The sequence below is a fragment of the Streptomyces sp. NPDC006544 genome (genome assembly GCF_040611715.1).
GTDB lineage: Bacteria > Actinomycetota > Actinomycetes > Streptomycetales > Streptomycetaceae > Streptomyces.
In genome coordinates this window covers 21,045-36,742 of record NZ_JBEXOV010000058.1, presented here as the reverse complement: position 1 = coordinate 36,742, position 15,698 = coordinate 21,045, and the positions used below count along the sequence as shown (strand labels likewise).

Sequence of the window (15,698 nt, the reverse complement as noted above, 5' to 3'; positions counted from 1 at the left end):
CGCTACGTGCCGATACGGACCCCGGGCACCCGAATTTCACCGGCGCCCGCGCCGGGCGGGCTACAGGCGCACGAGCGTGACCTCGGTGGCCTTCACACTGGTCCACACCTCGGCCCCGTCGACGATGCCCAGCTCGGCCGCAGCCTCCGGGGTGATCTCCGCGACCAGGTCGGGCGCCTGAGGCGAACCGACCAGCACCCGGAGCCGACTGCCGACCGAGGTGACCTCCCGCACGGTTCCGGGCCAGACGTTACGGGGGCTGCCGCCCGGCCGGTCCCGGTGCACCGACACCGCCTCCGGGGCGATGATCGCGAGCGCCTGCGCGCCCTCGGGCAGCGCCTCGGCGACGACCAGGCGGCCCCCGCCGGCCAGGAGCAGTCCGTCGGCCGAGGCCGTGCCCGGCCAGGCGTTGCGTCCCAGCATCCGGGCCACCCACGGGGAGCGCGGATGCCGGGTCACCTCGGCGGGCGCCGCGTCCTGCAGGGTCCGCCCGTCGGCGAGTACGAGGACCCGGTCGGCCAGCGACAGCGCCTCGACGGGGTCGTGCGTGACGATGAGGCACACTCCGCCGAAGCCGGCCAGGTGCGTGCGCAAGGTGTGCCGGACGTGGGCCCGGGTCGTCTGGTCGAGGGCCGCGAGGGGCTCGTCGAGCAGGAGGAGCCGGGGGCGGGCGGCCAGCGCGCGGGCCAGGGCCACGCGCTGGGCCTGGCCGCCGGAGAGTTCGGCGGGCTTGCGGTGGGCGAGGTGGCCGACACCGAGCCGGTCCAGCCAGGCCTGGGCCTCGGTGCGGGCCCGCGCGCGCGGCACCCGGCGGGCGCGCAGCCCGTAGGCGGTGTTGGAGAGGGCGCTCAGGTGTGGGAACAGCGCGCCGTCCTGGGGGACCCAGGCGACCTGCCGCTGGTGCGGTGAGAGCGTGGTCACGTCGGTGTCGCCGAGCCGGAGCCGCGCGTGGGCACGCGGGGTCAGGCCGAGCAGGGCGCGCAGCAGGGTGGTCTTGCCGGCGCCGTTCTCGCCGACGACGGCGATGGTGGTGCCGGGCTCGGCGTCGAGGGTGAGCGCGTTGAAACCGGTGAGCGTGGCGTGCAGCGGCCAGCGCCCGCCGTCGGCCGGGGGGACGGGGACCGGGACGACGGCAGAGGGGGCTCCGGCGGCTGGGCCGGGCCCTGCGGCGGTGCCCGCGGTGCCCGCGGTGCCCGCCGGGCGGGGTGGCCCGTCCGGAGCGGGCACCTTCTCGGGGACGGCGGGCGGCTCGGCCGTCTCGCCGGCGAGGGGAGTCCCCGTCCACCTCCCGCGCAGGCCGATCAGTACGGCCATGGCGATCGCGAGCAGCAGGAGGGAGACGGAGGTGGCGGCTTCGGGCTCGTCCTGGAGCAGCAGGTAGACCTGGAGCGGCAGGGTCTGGGTGGTTCCCGGCAGGTTGCCCGCGAAGGTGATGGTGGCACCGAACTCGCCGAGCGCCCTGGCCCAGGTCAGGGCGGCTCCGGCGATCAGTCCCGGGGCCACCATCGGCAGCGTCACCGTGAAGAACACCCGGACCGGCGTGGAACCGAGGGAGGCCGCGGTCTCCTCGTAGCTCTGCTTGAGGCCGCCGAGCGCGCCTTCCAGACTGATCACGAGGAACGGCATCGCGACGAACGTGGCCGCGACGACCGCGCCGGAGGTGTGGAAGGGCAGGGTGAGGCCGAAGGTGCCCTCGAGCCAGGGGCCGAGCAGCCCGCGCCGGCCGAAACCGAGGAGCAGGGCCACACCGCCGACGGTGGGCGGCAGCACCATGGGGAGCAGGACGAGCGAACGCACCAGCGCCTTGCCCCTGAACTCGACGCGGGCCAGCAGCCAGGCGAGCGGCACCCCGAGGAGGAGGGAGAGGCCGAGGGCCCACAGGGACACCAGCAGCGAGAGTCTGAGCGCCTCCACCACACCCGGGCTGGTGAGGTGCGCGCCGACCTCGCCCCACTGGGTGCGGGCGAGGATGCCGATCAGCGGCATCAGCAGGAACGCCACGGCGAGCAGCGCGGGGAGCGCCAGGGCCACGGGGGGCCGGGCGCGGCGGGTGCGGAGTGTGCTCATATCGGGTTCCTGGGTGGAAAGCTGAGGCGGCGGGTGAAGCGTAGTGCGGTGTGCGCCGGTCGGGCGGTGCGCGCGTGCGGCGGCGTGGTGGACACGCGCGGACACGCGCGGACACGCGGAGAGGGACCGCCCGTCCCCCCGGACCGGGCGGTCCCTCTCCGCGGCGCGGACCGGACGGCGGGTCACGCCTTCTGGAAGCCGGCGTCCTGGAGGATCCTCTGGGCCTCGGGGGAGCTCAGCCACGCGACGAACGCGGCCGCGGCCCCGGCGTTCTTCGACCCCTTGAGCGTGGCGGCCGGGTAGGAGGCCACGGCGTTCTCGGCGTCCGGGATGTCCACGACGACGACCTTGTCACCGGACTTCACGGTGTCGGTCTTGTAGACGAGGCCGGCGTCGGCCTCGCCCATCTCGACCTTGCTCAGCACGGCGCGGACGTTGGGCTCCTGGGAGACCGGCTTCACCTCGATCTTCTGGGCGTCGAGGATCTGCTTGCTGTAGCGGCCCACGGGGACCTCGGGCGCGGCCAGCACCACCTTGATCTTGGTGTCGGCCAGGTCCTTGAGGGCGCCGACCTTGAACGGATTGCCCTTGCCGGCCGCGATGACCAGGCGGTTCTTCGCGATGACCGCGGGGTCGCCGGTCTCGGCCTTCAGAGAGTCCATGGTCTTGGTGTCGGCGGTGACCAGCGCGTCGGCCGGAGCGCCCTGCTTGACCTGCGCGGCGAGCTCCTGCGAACCGGCGAAGGAGAAGGTGATCTTCGTGCCCGGGTGCGCCTTCTCGTACGCGGCGCCGGCGGTCTTGAAGACGTCGGTGAGGGAGGACGCGGCGAGCACGGTGAGGTTCGCGGCCTTCGGCTCGGCCGCCGTCGAGGCGCTCGGCGAGCCGACGGCGTCGTTCTGCTGGTCGTCGCCGCTGCCGCACGCGGCGAGCGTCGGCACGAGAAGGGCGGCGGTCACGGCGAGGGCGGCCGTACGGCGGCGGTTCGGGGGCTGGAGCGCGGACATGAGCAGGTGCTCCTCGGTCGGATCGGCGGCCGGCCTGGCGCCGGATCCGCGCGGTGGTGAACCGCGCCGGTGACGGGCGGAGCGGGTGGGGACGCGTCGTACCGAGCGGGGGTACGGAGTGCGGTGCGCGGTGGTTTCGGGGTGCGCGGGCGCGGCGCGCCGGTGGTTTCAGACGCGGTCGATGTGCACGCTGGTGGACTTCACGCGGGCGGTGGCCCGCATGCCCACCTCCAGGCCGAGCTCTTCGACGGCCTCACGGGTGAGCAGGGAGACCAGGCGGTGGGGACCGGCCTGGATCTCGACCTGCGCGGCGACGTCCCCGAGCGTGACGGCGGTGACGATGCCCGGGAAGGCGTTGCGCGCCGAGGTGTGGGTCTCCCCGTCCTCGGTGTGGCCCCCTTGGGCCACCTCGACGGAGAAGGCGGCCAGGGCGCGGCCGTCGATGAGGCGGCGGCCGCCCTCGTCGCGATGGGTCGCGACCCGGCCGGCGTCGGCCCAACGGCGTGCGGTGTCCGGGCTGACGCCCAGCAGGCGCGCCGCCTGACCGATGGTGTAGGACTGCATGTGCGACAAGGTAGAGCCAGGTGGGCGGCATGTGCAATCTAGTTGGGATGATCCATCTGGCAGATGCCGTCGCGTTTGTCGCAACCCACAAAACCGCTTCCGCTTCTCGGGGCCCGGCTCGCTAAAGTCGGGGGTATGGCTGAAGAGGGAACCACGGGTACGGGATCGGCTCGGGTCGACGTGTGGATCTGGTCGGTCCGGCTGACGAAGACGCGGGCGGTCGCGGCCGCCGCGTGCCGCGCGGGACACGTGCGCGTCAACGGCGAGCGCGCGAAGCCGGCGCAGTCGGTGCGGGCCGGGGACGAGGTCCGGCTCTTCCACGCCGGGCGTGAGCGCATCGTCGTGGTCCGCCGCCCGGTGACGAAGCGGGTCGGCCCCCCGGTGGCCGCGGAATGCCTGATCGACAACAGCCCGCCGCCGCCGACGCCGGTGGAGGCGGCGGTGGTCGGCATCCGCGACCGTGGCGCGGGCCGCCCGACGAAGCGTGAACGCCGCGAGATCGAAACCCTGCGGGGGACCCGCTAGGTCCCGCCCCGCGCCGGGGTGCGCCGCGTGACATTCGAAGCCCGGTCCGGCTTTCCGCCGACCGGGCTTCGGCATGCGCCGCCGCACTCGCCGGAAAATTTCTGCAAGACATTGCTGAACTTCTCCTGACAAGTGGGGCCTGTTGGCTGGATCCGGCGTGCCGGCGGGCGAAATCTGTCGTTCACGAGGGCTTCACGCACTGGTGACGGGCCGCTAGCCTCCGCGCAAAACCTTGCGGCAAGTTTTCAATGCCGCGGAGCCGCTGGGCTGTTGGGCCCCGCTTCGAGGAGCAGACCGTGAGACCACGTACGCGATCAAGCACGCGATCAAGCACACGATCAAGCATGCGACCGAGCACGCGGTCAGGGCGCGCAGGGCGCCCGACGGCCCTGGCCGTTGCCCTGGCCCTCGCGGGCTGCCTGGCGGCGGCGCTGCCGGCGGCCGCCGGAACTCTGCCGCCGGGGCCGCCGCGGCCGAGGTCTCCCCGGCCGCCGGGGCGCAGGCCGCCACGACGGCGGCCGCCGACGGCTCGGCGACGGTCTTCTACTACACCAAGACCCGCAACTGGGCCGCGTACGACATGCACTGGGCCCCCGACGGCGGCAGCTGGACGACCGTCCCCGGCACCGGCATGGAACCCGCCTGTACCGACTGGGTGAAGAAGACGGTCAGCCTCGCCGCCGCCGCAGGCCTCCAGGCCACCTTCAACAACGGGCAGGGCACCTGGGACAACAACGGGGGGAGGAACTACGCCCTGGGAACCGGCGTGGTCACGGTCAAGGACGGGGTCGTGGCCCACAGCGACCCGTGTGCGGGCGACCCGGGCACCGGTACCGGCGCCGGAACGACCGCCACCGTCTACTACGCGACCACGACGGTCGGATGGCCGACGGTCAATCTGCACTGGGCTCCGACCGGCGGATCCTGGACCGCCGTCCCGGGCGCCGGCATGGACCCGGCCTGCGCCGGCTGGGTGAAGAAGACGGTTTCGCTCGGTTCCGCCACCGGTCTTGCCGCGACCTTCAACAACGGCAACGGCACCTGGGACAACAACAACGGCAAGAACTACGCCCTCGGTCCCGGGCCCTCCACGGTGAAGGACGCCAAGGTCACCGCGAACGCCGCCGACCCGTGCGCCGCCGTCGTCCCCGACACCACCGCCCCCACCGTGCCCGCCCTCGTCCGGGCCGCCGCCACGGACGTGTCCACCGTGGTCACCTGGGACGCCGCCACGGACGACCGGGGCGTCAGCGGCTACCAGGTGACGCGCACCGGCGGCGCCAAGGGCGTCGTCGTCACCGACACCACCTCCACCGTCCTCACCGAATCCGGCCTGGAGGAGCGCACCGCCTACACCTACACGGTGAAGGCCGTGGACGCGGCCGGGAACCTCTCCGCCGGGTCCGCCCCGGCCGTCGCCACCACCGGCACTCGGCCCCCGGCGCCGGCCGCCTCCGCGCCCCTGGGCGGCGACCCCCGCAAGGACCCGGTCTACTTCGTGCTGACCGCCCGCTTCAACGACGGCGACACCGCCAACGACCGCGGCGGCAGCCAGCACGTGAAGTCGGGCAACGCGGCCGCCGACGACCCGATGTTCCGGGGGGACTTCAAGGGACTCGTCGAGAAACTGGACTACGTCAAGGCCCTCGGCTTCTCCGCGATCTGGATCACCCCGGTCGTGCTGAACCGGTCCGACTACGACTACCACGGCTATCACGGCTACGACTTCTACAAGGTCGACCCGCGCCTGGAGTCGGCCGGTGCCTCCTACCAGGACCTGATCAACGCCGCCCACGCCAAGGGCATCAAGATCTACCAGGACGTCGTCTACAACCACAGCTCCCGCTGGGGGGCCAAGGGCCTGTTCACCCCCACCGTCTACGGCGTGCGCGACGCGCAGTGGTCCTGGTACTACGACGAGAAGCAGTCCGGCTTCGCGTACGACGGCCTCACCGTCGACCCCAAGAGCGGCAAGTCGTACTACAACGGAGACCTGTGGTCGACCGCCGAGCCGGCCGGGAACACCTGCGTCAACTGGGGTGCGCCCACCCCGTACAAGAGCGCCGAGGGCTACACGGTCTACAACTGCCAGTGGCCGAACCCGACTTCGGGCATGTTCCCCAAGACGCTGTTCCATCAGTGCTGGATCGGCAACTGGGAAGGTGAGGACGCCCGTTCCTGCTGGATCCACGAGGACCTCGCCGACTTCAACACCGAGAACCCTGCCGTCCAGAACTACCTGGTCGGCGCCTACGACAAGTACATCGACATGGGCGTGGACGGCTTCCGCATCGACACGGCCGTGCACATCCCCCGCGTCACCTGGAACCGGCGCTTCCTGCCCGCCATCCAACAGCGCGTGGCCCAGCAGTTCGGGGCGCAGAAGGCGAAGGACTTCTACGTGTTCGGCGAGGTCGGCTCCTTCGTCAACGACAAGTGGAACCGCGGCTCGGCGAACCAGTCCGCCCAGTACTACACGTGGAAGGAGTCCACGACGTACAGCGCGGACGACGCGACCGCCGCCCTCCAGCAGTACGCGGGCGACAACGACCCGGCCGAGCAGCCGACGAGCGCCAACGCCTTCCTCAGCGGCAACCTCTACCACGCCCCCGACCACAGCATGTTCTCCGGCATGAACGTCATCGACATGCGCATGCACATGAACTTCGGGGACGCGAACAACGCCTTCCAGAACGGCAAGGACTCCGACGACAGCTACAACGACGCGACCTACAACGTCGTGTACGTCGACAGCCACGACTTCGGTCCGGGCAAGTCGTCCACGCGGTACGCCGGCGGCACCGACGCCTGGGCCGAGAACATGGCCCTGATGTGGACCTTCCGCGGCATCCCGACCCTCTACTACGGCTCCGAGATCGAGTTCCAGGCCGGAAAGCAGATCGACTGCGGCCCGACCTGCCCGCTGGCCGGCACGGGGCGCGCCTACTACGGGGACAAGATCGCGGGGTCGGTCACCGCCTCCGACTTCTCCAAGGTCGCCACCGCCGCCGGAGCCGTCGCCGCCACCCTCGAGTCGCCGCTCGTCAAGCACCTCCAGCGGCTGAACGAGATCCGCCGCGCCGTCCCTGCGCTCCAGATGGGGCAGTACTCGACCGAGGGCATCTCGGGAGGCATGGCCTTCAAACGCCGCTACACCGACACGGCCACCGGCGAGGACAGCTTCGCCCTGGTCGCCGTCACCGGCGGCGCCTCGTACACGGGCATCCCCAACGGCACGTACAAGGACGCGGTCACCGGGGACGTGAAGACCGTCACCGGCGGCACGCTGTCCGTCGCCGCCCCCGGCAAGGGCAACCTGCGGGTCTACGTGCTGGACCTCGGCGGCCGCAACACCGCTCCCGGCAAGGTGGGCGCCGCCGGGCCCTACCTGAAGTAGCCGGGCCGAGTACCGGCTCCGGAGCCGGAGCCATGGCCGCGGCCCCGGCCACGGCCACGGGCCGGACGTCGGGAGGTCGTGGGGCGTGTAGCCGACGGCCCGGCGTGTCGTCGACGGCGTGGCATCGGGGCGAGTGGCACGCTGCGGTGCACCCCGCCGTCTCCCGCCCGTCTCGTATCGAGCGTATGTTCGAGTGAAGCGTTAGGCTGGACCCATGCAGCACGCACTCCAGGGTTCCCTCTTCGACCAGGGCGACGAGATCCGGCTCGGCCCGCCGACGGGTCTGCGGCGCACGGAGCTGGGCGCCGGGGCCTGGGTGGACCACCTGCCGGGCTGGCTGTCGGGTGCGGACGCCCTGTTCGAGCGACTCGCCGCGGACGTGCCGTGGCACGCCGAGCGGCGGCAGATGTACGAGCGGGCCGTGGACGTGCCGCGCCTGCTCGCCTTCTACGGCGCGTCCGACCCGCTGCCGCACCCCGCGCTCGTCCAGGCCCGTGACGCGCTGACCGTCCACTACGCGCCCGACCTGGGCGAACCCTTCGCCACCGCCGGCCTCTGCCTCTACCGCGACGGCCGCGACAGCGTGGCCTGGCACGGCGACCGCACCGGCCGCTCCGCCACCGAGGACACCATGGTGGCGATCCTGTCGGTCGGCGACCCCCGCGACCTGGCGCTGCGCCCCCGCGACGGCGGCCCGACCCTGCTGCGCCTTCCCCTGGGCCATGGCGACCTGGTGGTCATGGGCGGATCCTGCCAGCGCACGATGGAGCACGCCATCCCCAAGACGGCCCGCGCGGTGGGCCCCCGCATCAGCGTCCAGTTCCGCCCGAACGGCGTCCGCTGACCCGGCGCGTGCCCGCGCCGGCCCCCTGCGGGTCCATACGCCTACGCGGCGTCGAGTTCCTTAGGGGTGCGGGCTGCCGAGGCCGCCGCGTGCAGGGAGCGGAGCGCCAGGAGCAGGATGCCGATGTCGTCGAGGTAGACCGGGTCGGGGATCAGGTCCACCGGCGAGACGGTGTACACGACGGCGGCCCAGAACAGGGCCTTGTCGTGCAGCGGGATCCCCGCGTCGCGCAGCAGCCGCCGGGCCGAGAAGACCCGTACGAGGAGTACGGCCGCGGTGACCGCCAGGCCGGCCGCGACCACCGTGCCCACGATGAGCCAGGCCGTCGTCGCGTCCATCAGGTGCCCTGCTCCCGTAGTCGGCGGCCGACCTCGCCGAGGCCGTCGGCGAGCGCGTCGAGCTGTTCACGGGTGAGTACGTCCACGAGTACCTCCCTCACAGTGGTCACGTGCCCCGGTGCGGCCTCCGCCAATCGCGCGCGGCCGGCCTCGGTGAGGACGGCGTAGACCCCGCGGACGTCCGAGGGACAGGTGCGGCGGCGGACCAGCCCCGCCTTCTCCATCTGGGTGACCTGGTAGGTCAGGCCGCTCTTGGAGTTGATCAGCCCGTTGGCGAGCTCCGTCATGCGCAGCTCACCCTCCGGCGCCCTGGCGAGCCGGACGAGGATCTCGTACTGCGGGTGCGAGAGTCCGGATTCGTCCTTGAGCTGCTGGTCGAGGCGGCGGTTCACCAGGGCGGACGCGGCCAGGAAGCCTTCCCAGGCGCGCATCTCGCGGTCGTCCAGCCATCTCGTTTCAGCCATGGATTCAGCGTACACGGGTCGTTCTAATTTGAATCACCGCTGGACGGAGGTTAGGGTTCCGGAGTAGTTCCAATTTGAACAACACGCGGGCGGTGCCTCCGGCGCCGCCCGCCCGCATCCCCCTGCCCGCCTCGCCGCCCGAACGACTGGAAGGCCCCCCATGACCAGCTCCAGCCCCGCCGTCACCCCGCGCACCGTCCCCGCCGCCACGCCGAACGCCCCAGCCGTGGCCCTCTCCACCCCCGCCCACGACGTGGGCCTGCTCCTCCTGCGCGTGGTCCTCGGCCTGACCATGGCCGCCCACGGCAGCCAGAAGCTCTTCGGCTGGTTCGGCGGCGGCGGTATCAGCGGCACCGGGCAGTTCTTCACCGCCAGCGGCTACCCGGCGGGCGACGCCATGGCCGTGCTCGCCGGCCTGACCGAGACCCTCGGCGGGCTCGGCCTCGTCGCCGGACTGCTCACCCCGCTCGCCGGCGCGGCCGTCGTCGGCACGATGATCAACGCCCTCGCCGTCCACGGCGCCGGCTCGTTCTTCGCCCCCCAGGGCGTCGAGTACGAGATCCTGCTCACCGTCGGCGCCGCGACCCTGGCCCTCACAGGCCCCGGGCGCTACGCCGCCGACCGCTTCCTGCCCGTCCTGCGCGGCCACCGCCTCGCCCACGGCGCCCTCGCCGTCGCCCTCGGCGCGGTCGTCGCGGGCGCACTGCTCCTCGTACGGAACTAGCACACCGCACCGCACCGGGCACGGAACCGGGCCGCCCCGGCGTGCCCGGTGACCGGACGCGCCGACCCGTACGGCTCGATTGGATCCGGGCGCGCAGGGGAAGGGGCGATGAATGACGCAACCCATCGAAGACTACGCACTCATCGGCGACCTGATGACCAGTGGACTGGTCGGCCGCGACGGGTCGATCGACTGGCTGTGTCTGCCGCGCTTCGACTCCGCCGCATGCTTCGCCGCCCTCCTCGGCGACCAGGAGAACGGCCACTGGCGCATCGCCCCCGCCGGCGCCGACGCCTCCGCGCACTGCACCCGCCGCGCCTACGTCGACGGGACGCTCGTCCTCGAATCCTTCTGGGAGACCGAGGACGGCGGCTCGTTCAAGGTCATCGACTTCATGCCCCAGCGCGACACCGCCCCCGACGTGATGCGGATCGTCGAGGGCCTCACCGGTGAATCCGTCGTGACGAGCACCCTGCGCCTGCGCTTCGACTACGGACACGTCGTCCCGTGGGTGCGCCGCTGCGACGACGACCGCGAGGGCGACCGCGTCGCCGTCGCCGGACCCGACTCCGCCTGGCTGCGCAGCGAGCCTTCCGTGCCGACCTGGGGCGAGGACAGGAGCACGCGCTCCGAGTTCACCGTCGCCGCCGGCGAGCGCGTCGCCTTCGTCCTCACCTGGCACCCCTCGCACGAACCGCGCCCGGAGCTCGTGGACCCGCACGGAGCCCTGGAACAAGCCCTCGCCGACTGGCGGGAGTGGACCGCCCAGTGCACGTACGACGGCCCCTACCGGGACGCCGTGACCCGCTCCCTGATCACCCTCAAGGCCCTCACCTACGCCCCGACCGGCGGGATCGCCGCCGCCGCGACCACCTCCCTGCCCGAGGAGCTCGGCGGCGTCCGCAACTGGGACTACCGCTACTGCTGGCTCCGCGACTCCACCCTGACGCTCGGCTCGCTGCTGGCCACCGGATACCTCGACGAGGCCCGCGCGTGGCGGCGGTGGCTGCTGCGGGCCGTCGCGGGAGACCCGGCCGACCTGCAGATCATGTACGGGATCGGCGGCGAACGCCGCATTCCGGAGGTCGAACTGCCGTGGCTGAAGGGCTACGCGTCCTCCGCGCCGGTCCGGGTCGGCAACGCGGCCGTCGACCAGCTCCAGCTCGACGTGTACGGAGAGGTCCTCGACTCCCTGTACCTGGCCCGCTCCGCCGGCCTCCCCGCCGAGTGGCACGCGTGGAAGATCCAGCTCGCGCTCCTCGACTTCCTCGAGCAGAACTGGCACCGGCCCGACGAGGGCCTGTGGGAAGTGCGCGGCCCGCGCCGCCACTTCACGCACTCCAAGGTGATGGCCTGGGTCGCCGCCGACCGGGCCGTGCGCACCCTGGAGCGCAATCCCTCCGTGCCCGGCAACGTGGAGCGCTGGCGGGCCATAAGGGACGAGGTGCACAACGACGTCTGCGAGAACGGCTACGACCCCGAGCGGGGCACCTTCACCCAGTACTACGGCTCCCGCGAGCTCGACGCGGCCACCCTCCTCATCCCGCGCGTCGGCTTCCTGCCGCCCGACGACCCCCGGGTGATCGGCACCGTGGACGCGGTGCGCGCGGAGCTCGGGGGCAGCGGCTTCGTCCGCCGCTACAGCACCGAGGGCCCGTCCGTGGACGGTCTGCCCGGCGACGAAGGCGCCTTCCTCGCCTGCTCCTTCTGGCTGGCCGACGCGCTGCACCTGACCGGCCGGGAGAAGGAGGCGCGGGAGCTCTTCGAGCGGCTGCTGGCCGTACGCAACGACGTGGGGCTGCTCGCCGAGGAGTACGACCCGGTCGCCGGCCGCCAACTCGGCAACTTCCCGCAGGCGTTCAGTCACGTCGGCCTCGTGAACACCGCGCTGACGCTCGGCGGCGCCGGGCTGCCGGGCGGGCTGACGGCGGACCGGGGGTAACCGTCGGCGGGTCGCGGACGGCCGCCGCCCGGCGGACGGTGGCGGTCCGGCGAGGCCCCGCGGCGCCGGGCTCAGCGGCCAGGGCCGCCGCGCGCGCGGAGCTCCTCGCGCCGACGCAGGAGAGCGCCGGTCGCCGCGTCCGCCGGCAGGAAGGCCTCCAGGTGCAGCTCGGCCAGGGTCACGTCGACGGCGGTCGCGAAGGAGGTCAGCGTGGTCAGCAGCCGCAGCTCCCCGCCGGAGGTGCGCAGCCGCAGCGGGACGGCGAAGCCGAGGTGCCCGCCCGGGGCCCCCGCCGGGCGGGCGGGCGGCAGGTACTCGGTCAACTCCGCAATCAGCGCGTCGAGTTCGGGATCCGGATGGGCGGCGGCGCGGGCCCGCAGGCTCTCCGTGACGTGTCGGCCCCAGGCCGCCAGGTTCACCACGCGCGACCCCATGCCCTCCGGGTGCAGGGCGAGGCGCAGCACGTTCACGGGCGGCTCGAGCAGATGCGCCGCCGCGCCCTCCGTGAGGACGCCGAACGCGGCGTTCGACAGCACCAGTTCACCCCGCGGTCCGGCCACCACCGCCGGATAGGGGAGGTGCCCGGTCAGGATGGACCGCAACGCCTCCATGGCCGGCCCGATGCTCTCTGCGTCCCGCGCCGACTCCGCGTACACGGGCGCGTAACCGGCGCTGAGAAGAAGGGAGTTGCGCTCCCGCAGGGTCAGGCCGAGCGATTCGGCCAGCCGCACCACCATCGCCCGGCCCGGCGCCGAGCGGCCGCTCTCGATGAAGCTGAGGTGGCGCTGCGTGGTCCCGGCCAGGGTGGCCAGCTCCAACTGGCTCATCCGGCGCAGCGAGCGGCGCCGCCGCATCTCGCGGGCGAACGGGGACGGTTCACCGGGCACGGTTGCGGCGCCGGAGGGGCTAGCGGTGTCGGCCATGCGCCCTTTCTAGCCGCCCCCGGGGCGGAGTCCCCGATTCCCCGGAGGGAATTGCCGCCCGTGTCCCGGTGGTCGAGCATCCGGGGCATCGGATGTGAGACGACCGGCCCGGAGGCGAAGATGCGCGCGTACCACCTGGAGACGTTCGGCACGATCGAGGGCATCGTCCTGCGGGACGACGGCGGCCCGTGCCCGGCCCCCGCCGGACCCACCGGGATCGTGGTGCGCGTCAGGGCCGCCTCCCTCAACAAGCGCGATCTGCTGATCCTGCACGAGCGCTACCCGCTGCCCGGCGCACCCGGGGTGGTCCCGCTCAGCGACGGTGCGGGCGAGGTGGTGGCCGTGGGCGAGGCGGTGACCCGGTTCGCGGTCGGCGACCGCGTGTCCTGCGCCTACTTCCCGCGCTGGCGCGACGGCCGCATCACCGCGGCCCTGGTGGACCAGCCCGGCTGCACGCTGGACGGGATGCTCGCGGAGTACGCCGTACTGGACGAGGAGTGGGCGGTGCGCGTCCCGGACCACCTGACGTGGGAGGAGGCGGCAACCCTGCCGTGCGCGGCGGTCACCGCCTGGAACGCGCTGACCGGCGGGGAGGGCGGGCCGCCGCTGCCGGGACGCAGCGTACTGACGCTGGGCACGGGCCCGGTCGCGCTCTTCGCGGTGCAGTTCGCGAAGATGCTGGGCTGCCGGGTCGTCTCGACGACGTCGAGCGAGGAGAAGGCGGACCGGCTGAAGGCGCTCGGGGCCGATGCCGTCGTGAACTACCTGCGGACCCCCGAATGGGGCTCCGAGGTCAGGGAGCTGACCGGGGGCGCCGGCGCCGACCTGGTGGTGGAGACGGGCGGCCCCGACACCATCGACCAGTCGGTGCGGGCCAGTTCGCTGTACGGGCAGATCTCCCTGCTGATCACCGCCAGTGCCTCGAAGCCGGGGATCGAGATCTCGCACGCCGCGTACGCCGCGAGCCTCGCGACGATACGCCGCGTGTTCGTCGGCAGCCGCACGCAGTTCGAGTCGATGAACAGCGCGATCACCGCGCACGGGCTGCACCCGGTGATCGGCCGCGTGCACCCCTTCGAAGAGGCGCACGCGGCCTATCACGGGTACGCCCGGGACGCGCCGTTCGGCAAGGTGGTGATCCGGATGGAGCACTGACCCGGACGGGTCCCTCCGGGCCCTACAGGGCCGCGGCCGCCGGCTGCTCCGCCGGGTTCTCCTCGTCCACCGGGATGCTGACGAGCCAGCGGCTGTCCTTGCGCGGACGCAGGTACAGCGCCCAGTAGAGGGTGGCGAAGGCGGTGATCCCGCCGGTCCACAGCAGGTACTGGGTCTCCTGCTGGGTCAGGATGTACGCGAACACCAGGATCAGCAGGACCGGGACGGCCGGCCACAGCGGCATCCGCCAGGCCGCGGTGTCACGGTGCGCCCCGCGCCGGCTGAACAGCGCGGCCACCGCGACGAGCAGGTACATCCCGGTCACCGAGACGCCCGTGACCCCGTACAGGGTGTCGAGGTTGACGAAGCACATCGCCGCACCCGGAACGCCGACCAGCAGGGTGGCCACCCAGGGGGAGCCGAAGCGGCCGAGCCGGGAGAGCGCCGTGTTGACCGGCGCGGGCCAGGCCTTGTCACGGGCGGAGGCGAACAGCACGCGGGAGTTCTGGATCACCATGACGATGCCGGCGTTGACGATGGCGAGGGCCACGCAGAGGCTCACGAAGGTGCCGACGGCCGAGTTGGACCAGGCGGTCACCATCGCGCCGAGGTCGCCGGAGGCGAGCGCGTCCAGGTCGGGGGCCCCCATGGTGATGGCGATGACCGGGACCAGGATGACGGCGGTGGAGATGGCGAGGGTGGACAGGACCGTCCGCGGGACGTTGCGGCGGGGGTTCTCCAACTCCTCGGAGAGGTAGACGGCCGTCGAGAACCCCTGGGTGATGAACAGGGCGATGGCCAGACCGGAGACGACCATCATCGCGGTGACGGTCGAGGTTCCGCCGCCCTGCGCGGCCACCGAACCGTGTACGAGGGCGTCGGCGCCCCGCTCGCTGTGGGCGAAGCCGAGTACGGCGACGAGCGCGGCCGCCACGACCTCCAGGACGAGGAAGATGCCGGTGATCCAGGCGTTGGCCCGCAGATCGAGGAGACCGGCGAGGGTGGCGAGCAGCATCACGCCGGCGCCCGCGGCGGGAGCGGGTATGTCGATCACCGGGGCGAGGTAGTCGGCGGTGCCCATCGCGATCACGGGCGGCACGATCATCACGACGAGGAGGGACAGTACGAACACCAGCCAGCCCGCCAGCCGGCCGGACAGGGTGGAGACCATCGCGTACTCGCCGCCGGCGCTGGGGATGAGGGTGCCCAGCTCCGAGTAGCAGAACGCGACGCCGATGCAGAGCAGGGAGCCGATGGCGATGGTGAGCGCGGCCCAGGTGCCGAGGCTGGAGAAGAGATCGGGCACGACGACGAAGAGGGTCGAGGCGGGCGTCACGCACGACAGCGTGAGCAGCGTCCCGCCGACGACACCGATGGAACGCTTGAGCTTGTGCGGGACGGGCCCGGTGGCGGGGGAGAGGGCCTGAGGAGCGCTGATCGTGTCAGTCATCGTGCGGTGTTCCGATCGGCAGATGCGGGGAGTGAGCGCGGGAGCGTTATCGCCTCCGGGGCGGTGGTGGGCACAAGCGGTTCGGTGCTCCCGAGCCGACATGCAAGCTCCACGAGATCCGCAGGTCAAGAGCTGCAAACCTGCGGATTCCCTCGTCCCGGGCCGTCCCGGCCGCTGTTCGCGGCGTCAGGGCCGCGTCAACGCTGCGCAATCACCACCTGCGATAACCGCAGGTGACCGCGGGTAAATTTTCCTCCGCTTTGCCGACCTGCCGCCGTACGGACACCGGACGGACGGAGCC

Annotated in this window: 13 protein-coding genes; 6 read left to right on the top strand and 7 right to left on the bottom strand. The window is 72.5% G+C overall.

What is annotated here, in order from left to right; translation table 11 throughout:
- Positions 1 to 60 precede the first annotated feature (60 nt).
- The 3 genes from ABZY44_RS24685 to ABZY44_RS24675 form a co-directional block, all read right to left on the bottom strand.
- Positions 61 to 2,067: an ABC transporter permease gene (locus ABZY44_RS24685; RefSeq protein ID WP_356657346.1), complete on the bottom strand. Its 2,007-nt coding sequence runs from the start codon at positions 2,065 to 2,067 to the stop codon at positions 61 to 63.
- Between the two features lie 182 nt (positions 2,068 to 2,249).
- Positions 2,250 to 3,071, bottom strand: a complete 822-nt coding sequence (gene modA / locus ABZY44_RS24680; protein ID WP_356657344.1) for a molybdate ABC transporter substrate-binding protein — start codon at positions 3,069 to 3,071, stop codon at positions 2,250 to 2,252.
- A 168-nt stretch (positions 3,072 to 3,239) separates the two neighbouring features.
- Positions 3,240 to 3,635: a helix-turn-helix transcriptional regulator gene (locus tag ABZY44_RS24675; protein ID WP_356657342.1), complete on the bottom strand. Its 396-nt coding sequence runs from the start codon at positions 3,633 to 3,635 to the stop codon at positions 3,240 to 3,242.
- 135 nt (positions 3,636 to 3,770) lie between these two features.
- On the opposite strand from ABZY44_RS24675, the gene ABZY44_RS24670 reads away from it, so the two are divergent.
- From ABZY44_RS24670 to ABZY44_RS24660, 3 genes are all read left to right on the top strand, one after another.
- Complete coding sequence (locus tag ABZY44_RS24670; protein ID WP_356657340.1) at positions 3,771 to 4,160, top strand: S4 domain-containing protein; 390 nt, start codon at positions 3,771 to 3,773, stop codon at positions 4,158 to 4,160.
- 232 nt (positions 4,161 to 4,392) lie between these two features.
- A complete protein-coding gene (locus ABZY44_RS24665) occupies positions 4,393 to 7,557 on the top strand; it encodes a carbohydrate binding domain-containing protein (protein ID WP_356657338.1) in 3,165 nt (1,054 codons plus the stop codon).
- A gap of 214 nt (positions 7,558 to 7,771) precedes the next feature.
- Entirely contained in the window at positions 7,772 to 8,401 is a 630-nt protein-coding gene (locus ABZY44_RS24660; protein ID WP_356657336.1) for an alpha-ketoglutarate-dependent dioxygenase AlkB, read from the top strand.
- A 41-nt stretch (positions 8,402 to 8,442) separates the two neighbouring features.
- Here ABZY44_RS24660 and ABZY44_RS24655 read toward each other — a convergent pair whose 3' ends face one another.
- Both ABZY44_RS24655 and ABZY44_RS24650 read right to left on the bottom strand, forming a co-directional pair.
- A complete protein-coding gene (locus tag ABZY44_RS24655; protein ID WP_356657334.1) occupies positions 8,443 to 8,739 on the bottom strand; it encodes a YkvA family protein in 297 nt (98 codons plus the stop codon).
- Positions 8,739 to 9,203, bottom strand: a complete 465-nt coding sequence (locus ABZY44_RS24650) for a MarR family transcriptional regulator (RefSeq protein WP_356657333.1) — start codon at positions 9,201 to 9,203, stop codon at positions 8,739 to 8,741. Before ABZY44_RS24650 ends, ABZY44_RS24655 begins: the two co-directional genes overlap by 1 nt.
- A 160-nt stretch (positions 9,204 to 9,363) precedes the next feature.
- Here ABZY44_RS24650 and ABZY44_RS24645 point away from each other — a divergent pair, with 160 nt between their 5' ends.
- Entirely contained in the window at positions 9,364 to 9,927 is a 564-nt protein-coding gene (locus ABZY44_RS24645) for a DoxX family protein (RefSeq protein ID WP_356657331.1), read from the top strand.
- A gap of 112 nt (positions 9,928 to 10,039) precedes the next feature.
- The gene (locus ABZY44_RS24640; protein WP_356657329.1) at positions 10,040 to 11,869 is read left to right on the top strand and encodes a glycoside hydrolase family 15 protein; all 1,830 of its coding nucleotides are present in this window, start codon (positions 10,040 to 10,042) and stop codon (positions 11,867 to 11,869) included.
- A 71-nt stretch (positions 11,870 to 11,940) separates the two neighbouring features.
- Here ABZY44_RS24640 and ABZY44_RS24635 read toward each other — a convergent pair whose 3' ends face one another.
- A complete protein-coding gene (locus ABZY44_RS24635) occupies positions 11,941 to 12,792 on the bottom strand; it encodes a helix-turn-helix transcriptional regulator (RefSeq protein WP_356657327.1) in 852 nt (283 codons plus the stop codon).
- Between the two features lie 120 nt (positions 12,793 to 12,912).
- Between ABZY44_RS24635 and ABZY44_RS24630 the strand changes: the two genes are divergently transcribed.
- A complete protein-coding gene (locus tag ABZY44_RS24630) occupies positions 12,913 to 13,947 on the top strand; it encodes an NAD(P)-dependent alcohol dehydrogenase (RefSeq protein WP_356657325.1) in 1,035 nt (344 codons plus the stop codon).
- A gap of 22 nt (positions 13,948 to 13,969) precedes the next feature.
- Here the strand turns inward: ABZY44_RS24630 and ABZY44_RS24625 are convergent, their stop codons facing one another.
- Entirely contained in the window at positions 13,970 to 15,397 is a 1,428-nt protein-coding gene (locus ABZY44_RS24625) for an APC family permease (RefSeq protein WP_356657323.1), read from the bottom strand.
- Positions 15,398 to 15,698 lie beyond the last annotated feature (301 nt).

Excerpts from the sequence above, each read along its gene's own strand:
- ABZY44_RS24670 (WP_356657340.1), top strand. The coding sequence starts at position 3,771 with ATGGCTGAAGAGGGAACCACGGGTACGGGATCGGCTCGGGTCGACGTG.
- ABZY44_RS24675 (WP_356657342.1), bottom strand. The coding sequence starts at position 3,635 with ATGCAGTCCTACACCATCGGTCAGGCGGCGCGCCTGCTGGGCGTCAGC.
- ABZY44_RS24630 (WP_356657325.1), top strand. The coding sequence starts at position 12,913 with ATGCGCGCGTACCACCTGGAGACGTTCGGCACGATCGAGGGCATCGTC.
- modA (WP_356657344.1), bottom strand. The coding sequence starts at position 3,071 with ATGTCCGCGCTCCAGCCCCCGAACCGCCGCCGTACGGCCGCCCTCGCC.
- ABZY44_RS24660 (WP_356657336.1), top strand. The coding sequence starts at position 7,772 with ATGCAGCACGCACTCCAGGGTTCCCTCTTCGACCAGGGCGACGAGATC.
- ABZY44_RS24625 (WP_356657323.1), bottom strand. The coding sequence starts at position 15,397 with ATGACTGACACGATCAGCGCTCCTCAGGCCCTCTCCCCCGCCACCGGG.
- ABZY44_RS24645 (WP_356657331.1), top strand. The coding sequence starts at position 9,364 with ATGACCAGCTCCAGCCCCGCCGTCACCCCGCGCACCGTCCCCGCCGCC.
- ABZY44_RS24635 (WP_356657327.1), bottom strand. The coding sequence starts at position 12,792 with ATGGCCGACACCGCTAGCCCCTCCGGCGCCGCAACCGTGCCCGGTGAA.
- ABZY44_RS24655 (WP_356657334.1), bottom strand. The coding sequence starts at position 8,739 with ATGGACGCGACGACGGCCTGGCTCATCGTGGGCACGGTGGTCGCGGCC.
- ABZY44_RS24685 (WP_356657346.1), bottom strand. The coding sequence starts at position 2,067 with ATGAGCACACTCCGCACCCGCCGCGCCCGGCCCCCCGTGGCCCTGGCG.
- ABZY44_RS24640 (WP_356657329.1), top strand. The coding sequence starts at position 10,040 with ATGACGCAACCCATCGAAGACTACGCACTCATCGGCGACCTGATGACC.
- ABZY44_RS24650 (WP_356657333.1), bottom strand. The coding sequence starts at position 9,203 with ATGGCTGAAACGAGATGGCTGGACGACCGCGAGATGCGCGCCTGGGAA.